The sequence below is a fragment of the Vibrio sp. RC586 genome (assembly GCF_000176715.1).
Classification (GTDB): domain Bacteria; phylum Pseudomonadota; class Gammaproteobacteria; order Enterobacterales; family Vibrionaceae; genus Vibrio.
Window position 1 is genome coordinate 16,443 of record NZ_ADBD01000007.1, and the last position, 17,030, is coordinate 33,472.

20 protein-coding genes are annotated in these 17,030 nt (G+C 41.9%); 5 read left to right on the forward strand and 15 right to left on the reverse strand.

Translation table 11 applies throughout. The features are described 5' to 3' along the window. Window positions 1–28: 28 nt before the first annotated feature. The 10 genes from uspE to ccoN all read right to left on the reverse strand — a co-directional run bounded on the left by uspE (window position 29) and on the right by ccoN (window position 8,945). Window positions 29–976: a universal stress protein UspE gene (gene uspE / locus VOA_RS13900; protein ID WP_000029907.1), complete on the reverse strand. Its 948-nt coding sequence runs from the start codon at window positions 974–976 to the stop codon at window positions 29–31. Window positions 977–1,104: 128 nt separating this feature from the next. Next, entirely contained in the window at window positions 1,105–1,857 is a 753-nt protein-coding gene (locus tag VOA_RS13895; protein ID WP_000622574.1) for an FNR family transcription factor, read from the reverse strand. A gap of 89 nt (window positions 1,858–1,946) precedes the next feature. Next, window positions 1,947–2,621 carry a sulfite exporter TauE/SafE family protein gene (locus VOA_RS13890; protein WP_000074288.1) on the reverse strand — a complete coding sequence of 225 codons (675 nt, stop codon included), beginning with the start codon at window positions 2,619–2,621 and terminating at the stop codon, window positions 1,947–1,949. Beyond that, window positions 2,618–2,782 (reverse strand): cbb3-type cytochrome oxidase assembly protein CcoS, encoded by a 165-nt coding sequence (ccoS, locus tag VOA_RS13885; RefSeq protein ID WP_000445303.1) that lies wholly within the window; start codon window positions 2,780–2,782, stop codon window positions 2,618–2,620. Before ccoS ends, VOA_RS13890 begins: the two co-directional genes overlap by 4 nt. A gap of 2 nt (window positions 2,783–2,784) precedes the next feature. Next, complete coding sequence (locus VOA_RS13880; protein WP_001043852.1) at window positions 2,785–5,157, reverse strand: heavy metal translocating P-type ATPase; 2,373 nt, start codon at window positions 5,155–5,157, stop codon at window positions 2,785–2,787. A 4-nt stretch (window positions 5,158–5,161) separates the two neighbouring features. Further along, window positions 5,162–5,638, reverse strand: coding sequence for a FixH family protein (locus VOA_RS13875; protein ID WP_000240525.1), 477 nt, complete (start codon window positions 5,636–5,638; stop codon window positions 5,162–5,164). A gap of 81 nt (window positions 5,639–5,719) precedes the next feature. Next, window positions 5,720–6,700, reverse strand: coding sequence for a cytochrome-c oxidase, cbb3-type subunit III (ccoP, locus tag VOA_RS13870; protein WP_000206869.1), 981 nt, complete (start codon window positions 6,698–6,700; stop codon window positions 5,720–5,722). 7 nt (window positions 6,701–6,707) lie between these two features. Continuing rightward, complete coding sequence (locus VOA_RS13865; protein WP_000351117.1) at window positions 6,708–6,872, reverse strand: CcoQ/FixQ family Cbb3-type cytochrome c oxidase assembly chaperone; 165 nt, start codon at window positions 6,870–6,872, stop codon at window positions 6,708–6,710. A gap of 11 nt (window positions 6,873–6,883) precedes the next feature. After that, the gene (gene ccoO / locus VOA_RS13860; protein WP_000097774.1) at window positions 6,884–7,504 is read right to left on the reverse strand and encodes a cytochrome-c oxidase, cbb3-type subunit II; all 621 of its coding nucleotides are present in this window, start codon (window positions 7,502–7,504) and stop codon (window positions 6,884–6,886) included. Window positions 7,505–7,517: 13 nt separating this feature from the next. Then, window positions 7,518–8,945: a cytochrome-c oxidase, cbb3-type subunit I gene (ccoN, locus tag VOA_RS13855; protein WP_000076723.1), complete on the reverse strand. Its 1,428-nt coding sequence runs from the start codon at window positions 8,943–8,945 to the stop codon at window positions 7,518–7,520. Window positions 8,946–9,204: 259 nt separating this feature from the next. Here ccoN and VOA_RS0117350 point away from each other — a divergent pair, with 259 nt between their 5' ends. From VOA_RS0117350 to VOA_RS13845, 3 genes are all read left to right on the forward strand, one after another. After that, window positions 9,205–9,426 carry a hypothetical protein gene (locus tag VOA_RS0117350; RefSeq protein ID WP_050413472.1) on the forward strand — a complete coding sequence of 74 codons (222 nt, stop codon included), beginning with the start codon at window positions 9,205–9,207 and terminating at the stop codon, window positions 9,424–9,426. Window positions 9,427–9,582: 156 nt separating this feature from the next. Further along, window positions 9,583–10,767, forward strand: coding sequence for an FIST signal transduction protein (locus VOA_RS13850; RefSeq protein ID WP_000266446.1), 1,185 nt, complete (start codon window positions 9,583–9,585; stop codon window positions 10,765–10,767). A gap of 3 nt (window positions 10,768–10,770) precedes the next feature. Continuing rightward, on the forward strand, window positions 10,771–12,480 hold the full coding sequence (locus VOA_RS13845) for an ATP-binding protein (RefSeq protein ID WP_001083807.1): 1,710 nt from the start codon (window positions 10,771–10,773) through the stop codon (window positions 12,478–12,480). 254 nt (window positions 12,481–12,734) lie between these two features. On the opposite strand, the gene VOA_RS13840 is transcribed toward VOA_RS13845, so the two are convergent. The 4 genes from VOA_RS13840 to VOA_RS13825 form a co-directional block, all read right to left on the reverse strand. Then, window positions 12,735–12,932, reverse strand: coding sequence for a hypothetical protein (locus VOA_RS13840; RefSeq protein ID WP_000719387.1), 198 nt, complete (start codon window positions 12,930–12,932; stop codon window positions 12,735–12,737). A gap of 215 nt (window positions 12,933–13,147) precedes the next feature. Continuing rightward, window positions 13,148–13,807 (reverse strand): hypothetical protein, encoded by a 660-nt coding sequence (locus VOA_RS13835; protein WP_000432687.1) that lies wholly within the window; start codon window positions 13,805–13,807, stop codon window positions 13,148–13,150. 24 nt (window positions 13,808–13,831) lie between these two features. Continuing rightward, window positions 13,832–14,113: a single-stranded DNA-binding protein gene (locus tag VOA_RS13830; RefSeq protein WP_000912327.1), complete on the reverse strand. Its 282-nt coding sequence runs from the start codon at window positions 14,111–14,113 to the stop codon at window positions 13,832–13,834. A gap of 15 nt (window positions 14,114–14,128) precedes the next feature. Continuing rightward, window positions 14,129–15,271: a phage/plasmid replication protein, II/X family gene (locus VOA_RS13825; RefSeq protein WP_000465031.1), complete on the reverse strand. Its 1,143-nt coding sequence runs from the start codon at window positions 15,269–15,271 to the stop codon at window positions 14,129–14,131. 134 nt (window positions 15,272–15,405) lie between these two features. Between VOA_RS13825 and VOA_RS0117355 the strand changes: the two genes are divergently transcribed. Beyond that, window positions 15,406–15,588, forward strand: coding sequence for a hypothetical protein (locus VOA_RS0117355; protein WP_000043895.1), 183 nt, complete (start codon window positions 15,406–15,408; stop codon window positions 15,586–15,588). Window positions 15,589–15,738: 150 nt separating this feature from the next. Further along, window positions 15,739–16,017, forward strand: coding sequence for a hypothetical protein (locus VOA_RS13820; RefSeq protein ID WP_001112229.1), 279 nt, complete (start codon window positions 15,739–15,741; stop codon window positions 16,015–16,017). Between the two features lie 666 nt (window positions 16,018–16,683). On the opposite strand, the gene VOA_RS13815 is transcribed toward VOA_RS13820, so the two are convergent. Beyond that, a complete protein-coding gene (locus VOA_RS13815) occupies window positions 16,684–16,881 on the reverse strand; it encodes a hypothetical protein (RefSeq protein ID WP_000719387.1) in 198 nt (65 codons plus the stop codon). Window positions 16,882–17,030: the final 149 nt, after the last annotated feature.

A 17,030-nucleotide genomic window follows, 5' to 3' on the forward strand; every position in this document is an offset into this window, starting at 1 on the left:
TTCAGGCAGGGATAATTAAACATTCGATTTAGATTGCAGTTTGAGGATCGAGAGGGCTTACATAACCATTTGGTTTTAATGCTAAAACGTCACAATTAATTTTGTCGATAACATGTTCAGCCGTGTTGCCGATAAATACCGCCGAAAGTCCAGTTCTACCTGTAGTACCCAAAATCACCATCGCGGCATTCAGCTGTTTCGCAGCGTCCGGAATAACATCTTCTGGTAATCCTTGTTGAACAAGGGTTTGCTCTTCACTTAGTCCATGCTTTTGACGCAGTGCTTTCATCGCAGTGAGGTGATGGCCACGGACCGCATCCGTATAAGTGGTTGGATCAAATTCTGGTAACTCAATCGTTATATTTGCTGGCGTTACTGGATAAGCATTGACCAAATAAGGGTTTGCCCCAAGACGTTGACTTAGATTCAGCAGTTGATCAACCATTCGGTCGTTTAAATCTATATGCGTATCAACCTCCGAGCCTACATGTACAGAAGCGATAATATTGGCATTTTCTGGCCAGTCTGTATTTTTTACTAACAAAACGGGGGTTGGACATTTACGCATTAGATGCCAGTCAGTAGGGGTAAAAATAACCGACTCCAGTATGTCGTGCTTACGTGTTGCTTTGATCAGGATATCGTGCTCGCCAGCAAAGACTTCACCAATGATTGCCTCGTAAGGTCGATTATGCCACACCACTTTAATTTCAAACTGAACGGATTGATCAATGTATGGTTCTGCAATAGAACGCATCCACTGTTCACGTTGATGTATTACACCTTTACGCATTGCATCACGCTCTTCAAAAGAAAGCATTGAGGTCATATCGTAAGAGAAATCATAAATCGATAAGAAAAAAGTGATGTGGCTTATAGATGTGCTCTTTTGCGCGAGTTGCATCGCACGAGCTAACGCTGGCTGCTCATCATGGTTGATATCAGCCACAACAAGAATCTTACTGTAAATGCTCATTAGAAACTCCTTATTCAGTGAGGAGGTTTGTTAGCTTTACTTTAGCTTAGTTATGGGCAGAGTTTTAGTAAAAAAATAGGTATTTGGAAGAAGTATGATGTAGCTCATTAAGAGCTACATCATTGAAGTTACTTAGTTTCTTTAGAAACGCCCGCTAATTCCATCAATTCAGCATGATTAAGGATAGTGATGTATTTGCCTTTAACACTAAGGATTTCTGATTTCTGGAAACGGCCTAACAAGCGGCTTATCGTTTCAACTGTGAGTCCAAGATAGTTACCAATGTCACCACGAGTCATCGTTAAGCGAAACTCTCGGGGGCTAAAACCACGTTGAGAAAAACGAGTAGAAAGGTTGTATAGGAAAGCAGCAAGACGCTCTTCGGCATTTTTCTTTGATAGCAAAAGGATCATTTCTTGATCGCCTTTAATTTCACTGCTCATCAAACGCATGATTTGCTGACGAAGTTTCGGCATTTTACCAGAGAGATCATCCAAAATTTCATATGGAATCTCACAAACCATTGAGGTTTCAAGAGCTTGAGCAAAGCTTGGGTGCAGATCTTCAGTAATAGCATCAAAACCAACCAAGTCACCAGCTAAGTGGAAAGCGGTGATCTGCTCATCCCCTTGTTCAGTAATGGTGTAGCTTTTAATGGTGCCAGAACGGATAGCATAGAGAGAGCGCAATTCGTCCCCAGCTTTGAACAGCTCCTGACCTTTCTGAATCGGTTTTTTACGCTCGATGATCTGGTCAAGTTGATCAAGCTCAGATTCATTCAAGGTAAAAGGAATACACAGTTGGCTAATACTGCAGTCTTGACAGTGAATAGCACAACCACCCGATTGAATGCGCTTCGCAGCAGGCTTTTCGGAAATCATAACAACCTTTCACTAATTGATGTACGTCAATATTTTAGCATCGCTTAACCCTAAAGGGTAGTTAAAATACATCAGCGATCACTAAACCATCAACCAAGATTAATCATAAGCTTTACGGCATCGTAAGCTGTGTATACGCCATACGCTATTAATAGTATTGCTGCGCACCGGCGGAAAAAAATCGAATTTTGCCAATGCTTTAACCTATTTACTCCCCAACCGCTTGCTAGCATGATAGGGAGGGTGCCTAAGCCAAACGCCAACATGATAAACGCTCCCTGTGAGAAGCTTCCAGCCACAGCTGACCAAGTGAGCATGGAGTAGACTAAACCACAAGGAAGCCAGCCCCAAATCAATCCAAAAGGCAAAGCATGCCACTGCTTTTTCAGTGGTAAAAGTGATTTACCTAGCGGGGAAATCAATGACCATACCTTCTGGCCGATTTTTTCAAGGCGAAGTAAGCCAAACCACCAACGGCCTATATAGAGGCCTAACACAATCATTAACATAGCCGCAATGATTCTGAGCCATACTAGTGCTGACTGAAGATCGACCAAACCAGTAATAGAAGAGGTAATTCCCCCTACAATTCCGCCAATCAGTGCATAACTAAGTAACCGACCCAAATTGTAGTAGAGCAATAAAACAGGAGAGCTTTTAGGTTGATTGAGGGTTAATAGGGTACTTATACCCCCGCACATTCCAAGGCAATGACCTGCACCGAGTAACCCCACAATCCAAGCCCCCAAGTAATCAGGGCTCACTGCTTATCCTTATTCTGCTTTTCATCGTCTTCAAACAAAATATTATGTCCTTGCCGTTCAAGATCTTCGAATTGCTCACTTTTCACTGCCCAGAGGAAAATTCCGACTGCGACACAAACCAGTACGATGGCAATGGGAATGAGCAAATATAAGCTTTCCATATCTATCTCCCTTGCTTCTTAAGCAAACGAAGTGAATTGGTGACAACAATTATCGAACTTCCGGACATTCCCACAACTGCAATATAAGGCGCCACTAATCCAGCAACAGCGAGAGGCAAAATCAGCAAGTTATAGCCTAATGACCAAGCAAGGTTTTCGCGGATAATTTTACGGGTTTTAATGGCCAAGGCCCTTGCTTCAAGCAGTCTATCCAAGCGATCACCAATCAGTACCATGTCAGCAGAGGCTTTAGCAACATCAGTTCCTCCACCCATTGCAACGGAAATGTGTGCACCCGCTAGGGTCGGCGCATCGTTAATACCATCTCCGACCATCATAGTAACCTCGGTCTTATTCAGCTCTCGCAGGTAAGCTAACTTGTCTTCAGGTTTTGCTTGGGCGACAACCTTATCGATTTGCAACTCTTTAGCAACGCTTTGTGCATTGGTTTGTGAGTCTCCCGTCAATAAGGTTATTTTTATGCCTGCCTCATGGAATTTATCAATAAATTCTTGTGCCTCTTTACGAATAGGGTCGCGATAATGGAAAGTGGCAATATGCTGTTCGTTTAGAGAGAGGAAGATACAGTTTGTTGCAGTGTCGTTCTTGGAATTCAAGACAAATTTGGCACTACCAATTTTGATTGTTTGATTTTGGAAAACACCTTCAATCCCACTGCCGATAATGTTTTTTACATCATTGAGTAGAAGATTTTCAACTTTATAAGGGCGAAAAGCCTTCGCAATAGGGTGATTGGCGTGGCTCTCAAGTTCTGCTGCAATACTCAAGCATTCTTGTTTGGTGAATTGCGCTAATGTTTCAACAGAACTGATTTCAATATTGCCGTGAGTGAGGGTGCCTGTTTTATCAATAACTAAATGATTGATTTTACAAAGTGTTTCAAAAACATGATTCTTCCGTAGCATCACGCCAACACTGCCCATACTAGAGGTTGCACAGGTTAACGCTGTCGGGGTCGCGAGTGACAAAGCACAAGGACAGGTCGCCACCAAGACAGAGAGCATGATCCAAAATGCATCTTCAGGACGAACTTGATGCCAGAATAGCCAAGTGCCAACTGCAATCACTAAAATAACGGCAACGAAGTAGCGTGCAACAATATCGGCTATTTCAGCAATCTTGGGTTTTGATGATTGAGCATCATCTTGCAGTCTGACAATGTTAGAAATGACAGAGTCCGCTTTTGAGGCAGTGACTCGTAAATCAAAGGACTCATCACCATTGAGAGTGCCTGCAAATACTTGATCGCCACTGCATTTAACTACTGGCAATGATTCTCCAGTGAGCATCGATTCATCAATATGAGCTCGGCCATATATGATTTCGCCATCCGCAGGGATATGTTCACCGGGAAGAACTCGTACACAATCATCAGGCTTGAGAGTTTTTACTGGTACTTGTTGACCGTCCAAAGTAGTAGCAATTGCAGGGATAAGCTTTAGCAAATTACCACTAGCGGCAGCCGCTTTTCGTCTCGCCCGCATTTCTAAAAATCGGCCGACCAACAGGAAAAATGTAAACATCGAAATGGATTCAAAGAATACTTCCCCTTGCTCTGTAATCGTTGCGACCAAACTTGCCACATAAGCAAAGATCAATGCCAATGACACAGGTACATCCATACCTAATGTTCGTCCACGAATACTACGCCATGCGTTGATGTAGAATGGGAGAGCAGAATAGAGCAGGACAGGAGTAGCAAAAATTAAGCTTACCCAACGAAAGTAGTTTCTAAACTCTGCATCAAGATCGCCAAATGCCTCCAGATACAATGCAACGGCCAACATCATAACTTGCATACTTGCCAAGCCAGCGATTCCAAGACGATAGAGATAGGTCTTCATTGCATCATGGTATAGTGCTTCATGTTTGTCAGCTTCAAAAGGAGCAGCTTTGTAACCCAATTTGTGAATCTGAGCTAAGACATGGCTTAATTGTGTTTTTGAACGATTCCAAGTGAGTAAAGCGCGATTGGTTGTGGTATTGACACGAATCGAAACAACGCCTGGCTCAGCATCCAGTTGTTTTTCTATCAACCATGCACAAGCTGCGCAAGAAACACCATCGAGTGACAATGTCACCTCTGAGCGATCTTCTGTATTTCGTACAAACTCTGCTTGAACATCAGCATTATCATAATGAATTAAAGCTTTTAGTTGCTCTGGTACCAATTCTACTTTTTCAGCAGGAGCAGTACGAAATTGATAATAAGAGACCAAGCCACTGTCGACGATTGTTTTGGCAACGGTTTGACAGCCTGGACAACACATATCGCGATTTTCGCCCAAGATATCAACGTGAAAGTTCGTGTTGGCTGGTACATCTTCACCGCAGTGATAACACGTTTTGTTCATGATATTAGTTCGTTAATTCAGTTGAAGAAGATGGGAAGGTTACTCGGCCTTGAACTAGCCACTGTTCATCATGAGGAGTTAACTCGATAAACCATGGGCCTTGTAGTTCACTCTCAAGTTTCACACGATAAATGCCTTTTGCATCGGCGGTGACGAGTTGGGAAAAATCTCGATCAGGTAGCGTCCGATGAGCAAACATAGCTTGGATTGCAGGGAAATGGTCAAGCTGTCCTTTATCGAATTCAATAATCACCATCGTTCCATCTGAGTGAACTTTAGCGTGTAGCCCCAGATCTTTAGCTACGTTAATTTTAGTTAAGTCAATATTAATGCCTTTGCCTTTTTTATAATAATCCTCTGTGACTAACGAAACTGAGTTATTTGTAAATACGATAACGGTAACAACCGTCCAAATGACAACCGTGAGTGGAAGAATAATCAGAAACCACGGCCAGAATTGCTTATAACAAGGCTTTACCATAAGAAAGTTCTCAATAGCAAGGGAGATAGGCTAGAAAATATAAGAAAGACAGCCCCTTGGGAAGGGGCTGTTATTAGAATGTTACTTATTCTCTGAGTTGCTTAAGCTCCATACATAAGCGGCAACCAATTGAATCTTTTCTTCACCTAAAGTATTGATCCACGCAGGCATAACACCTGAGCGACCGTTCATAACCGTCTCGGTTACATCAGCACGAGAATCACCAAATAACCAATCATTATCTGTTAGGTTTGGCGCTCCAAAGGCTGGGTTTCCTTTACCATCTGTACTATGACAAGCTGAACAAACAGCAAAGCGTGCTTTACCCGCTTCCGCTTCTTTAGCATTGACAGAACGACCTGATAGGCTCAAAGCATAACTTACAACTTCTTTTACGCCCTGTTCTCCTAAAATATCTTTCCATGCTGGCATTTGTCCAATACGTCCATGGCGAATAGTGGTCACAATTGCTTGTGGTTCACCACCGTATAACCAAGCGTCATCGGTTAGGTTAGGGAAGCCTTTTTGGCCACGAGCATCAGAACCATGGCATTGAGAACAGTTTTGCAAAAATAGACGTTGACCGACTTTGAGTGCCTCACTATCTGCTGCAATATCAGGGATATCACGTAGGTTAGTAGTGCCATCTTGGTATGCCAGACGCTTAAATGCTTCTCCATAATAAGCTTCCGCATCATCGAGTTCTTTTGAATACTGTACAAGCTGCTTGTTTTGCTGCGCAGCAGCAATCGAAGCGCGAGACTCTTCAAGAGAACGAACGGTTTGATCTGAGCTTTTCCAGCCAAGGACGCCTGTAAAGCTACCTAAACCAGGGTATAGAGTTAGATAAATAGCTGCAAAAATGAAAGTACCGATGAATAGATAGGTCCACCATTTTGGCAGCGGATTGTTTAATTCGCGAATACCATCGTACTCGTGGCCCATGTCAACGCCTTCTTCAACTCCCATTTTGTCTTTCAGACACCAAACGAGCAGAATAGCGCAACCTAGCAAAGTACCAACGGTAATAACGATGATCCAAAGACTCCAGAATGTAGTCATTACTTAGTCACTCCTTGTTTTTAGAGGTATTTTGCTCTTCATCAGCGAAAATAAGATTAGCGGCTTCATCAAAACGCGCTTTGCGTTTTTTTCCATAAGCCCACCAAACTACGCCTATAAAGCATGTGAACAGCACTATGGTCCAAATACTGTGAATAGTACCGATATCCATAATTACCTCTGTTATTTCATTGCGTGGCCAAGAGACTGAAGATAAGCAATGATGGCATCCATCTCTGTTTTACCTTCTACATCTTTTGTCGCGTTTGCAATTTGTTCATCAGTGTATGGAACACCAAATTGGTCACGGAACAAGGTCATTTTTTGTTGGGTGTACTTGCCGTCCAAAGTGTTTTTTGCCAACCACGGGAACGCAGGCATATTTGACTCAGGAACAAGCTCACGAGGATTCAACAGATGAACTCGATGCCATTCATCAGAATAACGACCGCCAACACGAGCTAAATCAGGCCCTGTACGCTTAGAACCCCATAAGAATGGATGTTCCCATACACTTTCACCTGCAACAGAGTAGTGACCATAACGCTCTGTTTCTGAACGAAATGGACGAACCATTTGGCTATGACAGACGTTACAACCTTCACGAATGTATACATCTCGACCTTCCAACTGTAAGGCTGTGTAGGGCTTGAGGTTTTGTACTGCTTCCGTAGTTTGCTTTTGGAAAATAAGAGGGGTTATCTCAACTAGAGCCCCCCAACTGATTGCAAAAACAATGAAAATGGCAAGCAAACCGACATTACGCTCAAGGAATTCATGGCGATTATTAGAATTAGAACTCATTGCTTAATTCTCCTTATGCCGGCTGTACAATAGCTTTTAAGCTATTTTTAGGTGCAGAAATGGTCTTATAGGTGTTGTAGGCCATTAGGAACATCCCCGACAAGAAGATGAATCCACCGATAAAACGTACGGTATAGAACGGGTACGATGCTTGTACCGATTCTACAAAGCTATAAGTCAATGTGCCGTCCGAGTTCACTGTACGCCACATCAAACCTTGCATAACACCTGAAATCCACATGGCAACGATGTACAAAACAGTACCAATTGTCGCTAACCAAAAGTGAGCGTTGATAAGGCTGACTGAGTACATACGTTCTTGCCCAAAGAGACGTGGGATAAGATGATATACAGAGCCAATCGAAACCATAGCAACCCAACCTAAAGCACCAGAGTGAACGTGACCAATCGTCCAGTCTGTGTAGTGGGATAATGCGTTAACTGTTTTGATCGACATCATTGGACCTTCAAAGGTAGACATGCCATAGAAGGAAAGAGAAACGATCAAGAAACGTAGAATTGGATCATAACGTAACTTATGCCATGCGCCAGAAAGAGTCATGATACCATTGATCATCCCCCCCCAAGAAGGAGCGAACAACACAAGCGACATCACCATACCGAGAGACTGAGTCCAGTCAGGTAGGGCAGTGTAGTGCAGATGGTGAGGACCTGCCCAGATATAGAGTGAAATCAAAGCCCAGAAGTGAACGATAGACAGACGGTAAGAGTAGACTGGGCGTTCAGCTTGCTTAGGAACAAAGTAATACATCATGCCAAGGAAACCGGCTGTAAGCAGAAAACCTACGGCGTTATGCCCATACCACCATTGCACCATTGCATCGACAGCTCCAGCATAAATAGAGTATGACTTACCCCAATATATTGGTAGCGCCATACTATTAACGATATGCAATATCGCAACAGTAATGATGAAGGCTCCAAAGAACCAGTTAGCGACATAAATATGTGAGGTTTTACGTTTGACTAAAGTGCCAAAGAATACGACAGCATACGCAACCCATACAGCTGCAATGGCAATGTCGATTGGCCATTCTAATTCCGCATACTCTTTACCTGAGGTGTAACCTAAAGGTAAAGAGATAGCTGCAGAAACAATGATGGCTTGCCATCCCCAAAACGTAAATGGAACTAACGGTCCACCGAATAGACGAGTTTGGCAAGTGCGCTGCACAACATAGTATGATGTTGCAAACAGGGCGCTAGTACCAAACGCAAAAATTACCGCATTAGTATGCAGAGGACGTAAGCGACTATACGTCAACCACGGCGTATCAAAGTTTAGCTGTGGCCAAACTAATTGAGCGGCAATTAAAACTCCTACAGCCATACCGACGATACCCCAGAGAATTGTCACCAGGGTAAATTGGCGAACCACGGTATAGTTGTAGTTTTGTTCAAGCTGCTTTTCTTGGCTCATTTGCATGCTTCCAATGTTTAATTAACTACACTTTTTACTTCCAACACGACTTTCATCGTAACACCACCCAAATCCACAACAAAAACAATGACATTCAATGTGATAATTCTTATTGCTGACTTTATGAAAAAGTGGCATTTTCAACGTGTAACTATACTTCAATTAACAATTCAATGACAGTGTAGTAACCTTACACTCCATCAGGTTTTGGCCTTTTATTTCAAAAATTTGAAGTTTGTTACACGAGGAATGCGCATTCATGGCAACAGAAAAACTGACAAAAGCTCGACTTGTTCAAATTCTAATCACATTGGTAGTTTTGATTGGTGCTTTTGTTTGGCGAACACTCACGTATGAGCGTGATATTGTTGTGACATGTCATGTAGACAAGTTCTGCCAATTTGGTGTTGAAGATCAAGTGGTTACCATATCACTTAAAAAGGAGAGAGCAGGAATACAGCATTATATTTACTCTAAATGATGATGGGGTTGCCATTATCATTAACCAGGCTATAACATTAAAACTGTTGTATGAGTCCTAAGATGTCATCTAAAAGTTAAACCATAGCTTGGCGCTATTTAAACGCCTTGGTATATCGGGTATAAAGAGTGCTTCATTGAGTAATGAATTTTTGTAATGTGGCTAAAAACAACCGTTTCCACTAAGACTGATTTGACATCTTGTATCCTTGAGCTCAAAGGCGCTTTAGGTGATGGAAATTTGTCAAATTTGGTATGTTATTTCACCGAAGAGTATGATGCACAGAGTTTAGGTGCAGCACTTACCGATGCTTTCCCCAATATTCCCATCATTGGTTGTTCTTCATGCCGAGGGGTCATGACTCAAGAAGGTTATTTTCCAAACCCTGTTATCGGTTTGCTTGGAATTTATGATAATCCACAGGCTGCATATGGTAGCGCCATAGCACTGCAAAGCGAATCTATACCAATAGCTAGATTGGTTGACCAGGTTATTGACAATGCCTTGAAAAATGCAAATAGAGTTGGTGAGTTGCCTAGTATTGTTTTACTACATGGTACACCCGGCATTGAAGAAAGTTTGATTGAAAATATTGATAGGAAATTTGGCGGGCAAGTCCCAATTATTGGTGGCAGTGCTGCAGATAATTATATCAACAAAAAGTGGTCAATTTTTACTGAGAGTGGTGTAACAAGCGAGGGGGTTGCTCTGCAAGTATTATTCCCGTCTCAACCTGTATTCAGTGGGTTTAGTGCAGGATATTCACCAACCGAGTTTTCGGGGACAATCACTAAAGCAAATGGAAGAGTCATTCAAGAAATTGATAATGAATCTGCTAGTAAAATATATAAGGAATGGGTAGCCGACCACTCTGGAATTCAAATTGCCGAACAATATATTTTTGATCTCGTAACTCGTTTTCCTTTAGGGCGAGTTGTTGGTGAAAATTTTGGCTCTCAGCAATATAAATTAACACATCCAGTCAGAAGAACATCGGATGGTGGCCTAGAAGTCTTTGCCAATGTAGAAGTTGGGGAGCGTATTAGTCTAATGACAGGATCGAAAAATCAGTTAATTGATCGAGTATCTCGAGTCGTTCAAGAAGCTAGTCATAAAAGTTATCAAAATAGATCTGTTTTTGGTTCTTTAACGATTTTTTGTGCTGGCTCAATGTTACGCTTGGGTGAAGATATATATAAAGTTCATCAGAAAATGGTTGAGCAACTTGGTGAGAGTGACTTTATTTGTCCATTCACTTTTGGTGAGCAAGGAAGATTTATTAATGGTGAAAATGCCCATGGCAACTTAATGATTTCTTCAGTTGTATTTTATGAGGCATAACTGATGAACTCTGAATACACAGAAAAACTCACTGAGTTAACCTTAGAACTACATCGAAGCATTGACCGAGGAAAATTGGTATCGGAAGAAAATAGAGTTATTTTGTCAGCTATATCGGCGTTTAGTGTGGCAGCTAATAAAAATAATATTTTCGAAGAATTGAAAAAATTGCTTCATAGATATATCAAATTTGATGACTTTGTCGTTATATCTAAAGATAGAAATGATAATGAATTCCAAACATTTTTGAGTTCAAACTCCATATTCAATAACATGAGATTTTTAAATAATAGTAAATTTCAACGCGTTCTTAATGGAGATTGCATACTATTATTTGAACCTTACAAGCTAGATGAATTTTCTTGTTTAGATAAAACGAAAAACAATCTCGTTAATTCAGTATTGATTATTGGAATTCGCGCCCAGATCAGTGATTCTATCCTAATGCTTCTTGGTCATGAGAAAGGGCAGTTTTCTCTCGAAGCAAAAGATACACTGTCACGCTTTCGTCCTTTGCTAGAAAGAGCAATCTCAGATATTGAGCATAAAGAAGAATTACAAAGGCTTGTGGAAATAAGAACAAGAGAGCTGAAGCTAGCACAAAAGCTAGCGGAACAAGCTAGTCAATCTAAATCAAATTTTCTTGCGATGATGAGCCATGAACTTAGGACTCCATTAAATGCAGTGCTCGGACTTATAGATATTTTAAGAAATGATTCAACGAGTTACCAAGTTGAGTTGCTAGAGCAAATGGAGAGTTCAGCTGAGTTACTTTTGATTATTATTAATGATATTTTAGATTTAAGCCGAATTGAGTCTGGTCACTTCTCGTTACACTGTCACTGGATAGACCTTGAGAAGAAGCTAGAACAATCTTTGGTTTATCACCGACAGATCGCACAGGATAAAGGTATTCGCTTCAATATTATCATTAATAAAGATCAAACATTAGAGTACTACACAGACTCAGCTAGATTAACTCAGATTTTATTTAATATTGTTGGCAATGCCGTTAAGTTCACTAAGAAAGGCCATGTGGATGTACAGTTAAACTATGCTGAAGATGGAGTAAGTTTTCGGATTCAAGATACTGGAATTGGTATTGAAAGAAAACGGATCCAACAATTATTTACGCCATTTGTTCAGGCCGATAATTCGATAACAAGGCATTATGGAGGTACAGGGTTAGGTCTTGCAATAACAAAGCATCTCATTGAATTAATGCAGGGAACAATCCATGTGGACAGTGAAATTAATGTTGGAACAATCTTTACTCTTCATATTCCTTTGAGTTCACGTATAAAGCAAATGAAACAAAGGGTTGCTGATTCAGAGCAAAGTTCAGTCACAAGAAACCAACATATTCTTGTGGTAGAAGATACAAAAACGAATCAAATGGTTATCCAGCTTCTACTTAATAAAATGGGGTATGATGTAACGATTGCTGAAAATGGACGAGAAGCAATTGAGTTATTAGAGATGAATAGTATTTTTGATCTTATTCTTATGGACATTTCCATGCCGATAATGGATGGCATAGCAGCAACTAAAAAGATCAGAAGTAAAAATATCGATATCCCAATCATTGCTTTAACCGCTCATACTGCAGGAAGTGATAAACAGAATTGTATTGATGCTGGAATGAACGACATTGTACTAAAGCCTATTCGTGGTAAAGATATAGTAAATGTTGTTAATCGTTTTATTACCTAATAATCATACTTAACATTGGAAATGATAAGTATGATTATTAGGTATTTTATGGTAAATGATTTATGTTGAATGAATTAATAGCCTAAAAGTTGGTGTACTAACTTACACTCAATTCAAATTTAACATAATACACCTAATACGCACTAAGGTGTTTTGATTTATGGATGATTTTTGTAACGGATTTCAAGCGGCTTGATTTGTGTTACAGGTTTCAACTGCCACAAAGCTTAAGCCTTATGGCAGTTAGCTCCCTGTCATTTGGTGATTAATGGTTGGTCTTTGGTGAGCTTGCGAATGACTGCGCCACATGACGGACATTGCGGCTGCATAACGGCTAAGCCTGTAAAGATTTCATCTTGGAACCACGGTTTATAACAAGATGTGCATTGATGCGTTGGATCATCTTGGCGATTAACCATGCTGACGCCGCCCTTGTAGAAGATCTTTTTCACATTTGCCTCCAGATGTGATGTTGTTGAATTTGCGGTAATCCTTGAGTGAGTCTTCAAGGCCTATTTGCCAGAAGTCATAACACCTAGGACACTGCTCCTCGTACATGTAAACTTGATTATCCATAATGTACTCGGTGCATAGGAAGTCGATATCCCCACATTGGGGACAATGGTCACGGCGTTTGAACCGATGAGTTCTATAACGAGTGCTCATATCACACCGCCTTATACCCATACATCAAAGCTGATGCGGTCACGCCTGGCTTACGTCTAAAGTGTCTGTCTAAGGCTGCACAGAGTTCGTCTAGGTGCATGGCCATCATTGAGGTTGACGGGCCGTTCTTGTCGTAAAAGATAACCACCGCATCTTCAACTTGGTTTCTCGATGTCGGTGATTTGCGCTGTAGAATCGCTACCCGTTTAACCATGTCATAAGGTAATAAACAGCGTGGAATTGGTGGGTCAACTTCGTCTCGAGTGGGTTTTTTGAGGTTAAGGAGCTTGGCGTAATAAGCGATGGTGCTACGATTACGACAGAGCTTTTTAGCGCAACCCTCGACACCCAAAAGCCAGAAGTCACGTTTTAAGAATTGCTCTTGCTCAAGCGTTAGCATCTTGCAACGTCTTAAGCCGAGCTTGCGGATTTGACCTAGAACGCCATCGACCGGACGATTGAGTTGAGAAGCGATTTCGTCAACATTAGTGCCCTGCTTAAACAAGGCGGTAAGCTGTGTTTTCTCCTCTTCTGTCCATCGAATGATCGTGCGTTTAGGCTCTAGTTTTTGTGGCTCTTGCGCATGGCGTGGACGTTTTAAAAGGTCGGCAAAGGAGCAAGTAAAGTCTTGCTCCGGTATGATTGAACTGACGTTTTCCATAACATTACCCTAGCCTTATCTGTTTTATAGTTCGACTTCTAGTGGTTCAATGGTTAATCCGTATTTTTTGAGCTCCAGACCGCCGAAAGCATTAACAACGTAACTAGAGCTATGAGGGGTATAGAGTCCGGCTGCATAAGGTGGTTGTCCTTCTTCTAGGCCGAGTTTCATTTCTACGGGGAATTTACCGCCCAGATAGACGTAAGCGGTTTGTTCATAGATAACTCGGGACGGCTTGTCCTCTTTGCCTTTAATGGTTCGAGTTTCAACTCGTTCATTCTCTTTGAACACTTCGATTTTGAGCATAAGTACCTCTATTGATTAAGCGACTGCGCGGAACGGCAGTACATTGGATTGAGCCACAACGGGTAATCGATACCAGTCGGGAACGGAAAGCGGTTTAACCTCGATGACTTCAGAACGCTTGAGTGTGGGACACATGCGAGACACATCGAAGGGACGAGAGATGTCGATACCGATTTGCTTTAAACGGGCTTTGTGCTCAAAAAATTGAGAGCGAGTTAATACAAGCCTCAAGTCGGAACCATGTTGCCAAAGAGTAAAGTAACTCATGGTGGAGTTGGCTTTGCGTAGCGTATCAACGGCTCCTGCTTCTAGTAACTGATGAGCAATAGATTGATGTGTGTCGTGTGTGGCGTGTAGTGTCTTCATGGCGTTCTCGATGTCGTTTAAGTGTGCGTGAAAGTCTTGTTCAGTAACCAAGCCATAAAACTGTAAGTTGTATCGTTTCAATAGTTTTTGTCTGAGACTGTGCTCTTCTCGTACAACGCCCTGCTCTTCGCAGTAGCCGATAAGCTTTTCAAGGTATTCAAGTTGTTCAGTGACAACGCGATTCTTTTTGCGCTTGTCTTCTTTGAGGTGCTTACGGAGTTCGTAAGCTTTGCAATAGAGTTTTGTCATCATCCATTCGGATGCCTCACCCCAGTTACAGGTCATGCCGTTTGGATAAAACTTTGGCTCTCGGCCACGGCCGATTTGCACAGATGACATACCACGGATAAAGGAGGCTTCCTTTCCCTGCCCGACTGTATGATTACGAGTCCAGTCAATGAGGGTGATTTCAGCGCCGTTACCGATAAGAGATGACGATTTTCCATCTGGTGCTTGGCGGTGGAATACGCGGGTGTTTTTGGTGAATGGAGGTAAGTCGTACTTGGCGAGAACGTTGTTATAGATTTCAACACATTCATCGAGAGTGGTTAGGCCAACTAAGTTATCCATGCGTTGCCAGCGTGATGGATTACCCTCAACTCTAACGCGGTTGCCATTACAACGAATGGTCAATTTAGTGCTGTATGATCCTTCTAAAAGCTTTTGGTTAACGCTAGGTGGAAGCTTCTCCCCTGTTTCTAAATCGACCCGTTCAATAACATGCGTCCCAACGAATGGAAGACCACCGTCAGGATAATCTTGCTGCATGAAAAGTTGGTCAATAAAAAACATATGTACCCATGTATGCATGTTTATTAGAATGCAAAATACAATGTTTTATAGATGTATGCAACTATGCATAAAAATAACACATGCATGCATACTAGAATGCACTAATCTTAATGCGATTATTTCAAGGGTTAAGCATGAGCAAACAATACACTTCGCTAAGGGTTAGTGAGGAGCGAAAAATAAAACTAGAAAGAGCTGCAATCGAAATAAGCTATGCCACAGGAAAGCAAGTGAAATGGACAGATGTTGCGAATCATCTTTTCGATCAATACCTGAATGAAGCGAAAAGAGATATGAAGGAAAGCCTATCAAAATAGTCCGGAATTCCGGACTTAGTTCGGGTGTAACAGGAACCCGAACCGCTTCGCGGTCATTTTGGCCGATGACATTACTGCCTTAAAATGAAACCAACAACTGCTGTATTTTATCAACTCACTTTTTAGAAACGTCAAACATAAGGAAACATTATGCCTTGCAATAACCAACACATAGAAAGATTAGATGAACAACGATTAGAAGCTCTAGAAGAGCACCAAATGCATGGAAATGGACGTCATAAATGTTGTCAATGTGCGTATAACCAAGGTTATCAACAAGGGCTAGATTTATTAGCCAACATTTCTCTAAACATTGCAGCTCTAGGGGATTCACAAGCAGAACGAGATGGTAGACACAAGAGCGTACATCAGGCGTTTGCTCTTGGTTATGCGGATGGTGTGCAAGCCTACATCGAATCACAAAGATAACTGCTAAATGAAATTAATTAAATTATATCCATCGAATCAAAAAAAAGAGTTTGGTGCTAGCTATGTACTGGAGTATCCAGACAAGACTCGCCAATTAGACGATTGCAACCGCTAAACGCAATGTGAAGCCTATACATGGAGTGGAATTAACCCTCGTAATACTAGACGGGGGTCTAACCCGCTTCCTCCTTCCTCCTCCTCCTCAGTCTTCGTCGTCGTGCGTCCGTCGTCATCGAGTTAGATAAGCGAATAGTCGTAGTGAGGCAATGAAGTTCACGGCGACCGCTGTCTCAATAGAAACTGTAGAAATTCCGTCTCCTCGCATCAGCGAAGCTGATGACTGCGGCGGACGGCTGGATTTTAGAAAAGCTTTCTTTGTGGGTTTTTAAGAAGGGAAAACACCTGAATTCGTATTAGTCGCCATTATGTTACGGGCTCACTCTTGCAGAACGATTCAGCAAGCTGCCCACGTTCTGCTGCTAGTGAGGCCGTCAGTGCTAACGCAATGGTACTGACGACTGCCCCTCAACATAATGCCGCACCACCTAATACGCACTAAGGTGTTTTGATTTATGGATGATTTTTGTAACGGATTTCAAGCGGCTTGATTTGTGTTACAGGTTTCAACTGCCACAAAGCTTAAGCCTTATGGCAGTTAGCTCCCTGTCATTTGGTGATTAATGGTTGGTCTTTGGTGAGCTTGCGAATGACTGCGCCACATGACGGACATTGCGGCTGCATAACGGCTAAGCCTGTAAAGATTTCATCTTGGAACCACGGTTTATAACAAGATGTGCATTGATGCGTTGGATCATCTTGGCGATTAACCATGCTGACGCCGCCCTTGTAGAAGATCTTTTTCACATTTGCCTCCAGATGTGATGTTGTTGAATTTGCGGTAATCCTTGAGTGAGTCTTCAAGGCCTATTTGCCAGAAGTCATAACACCTAGGACACTGCTCCTCGTACATGTAAACTTGATTATCCATAATGTACTCGGTGCATAGGAAGTCG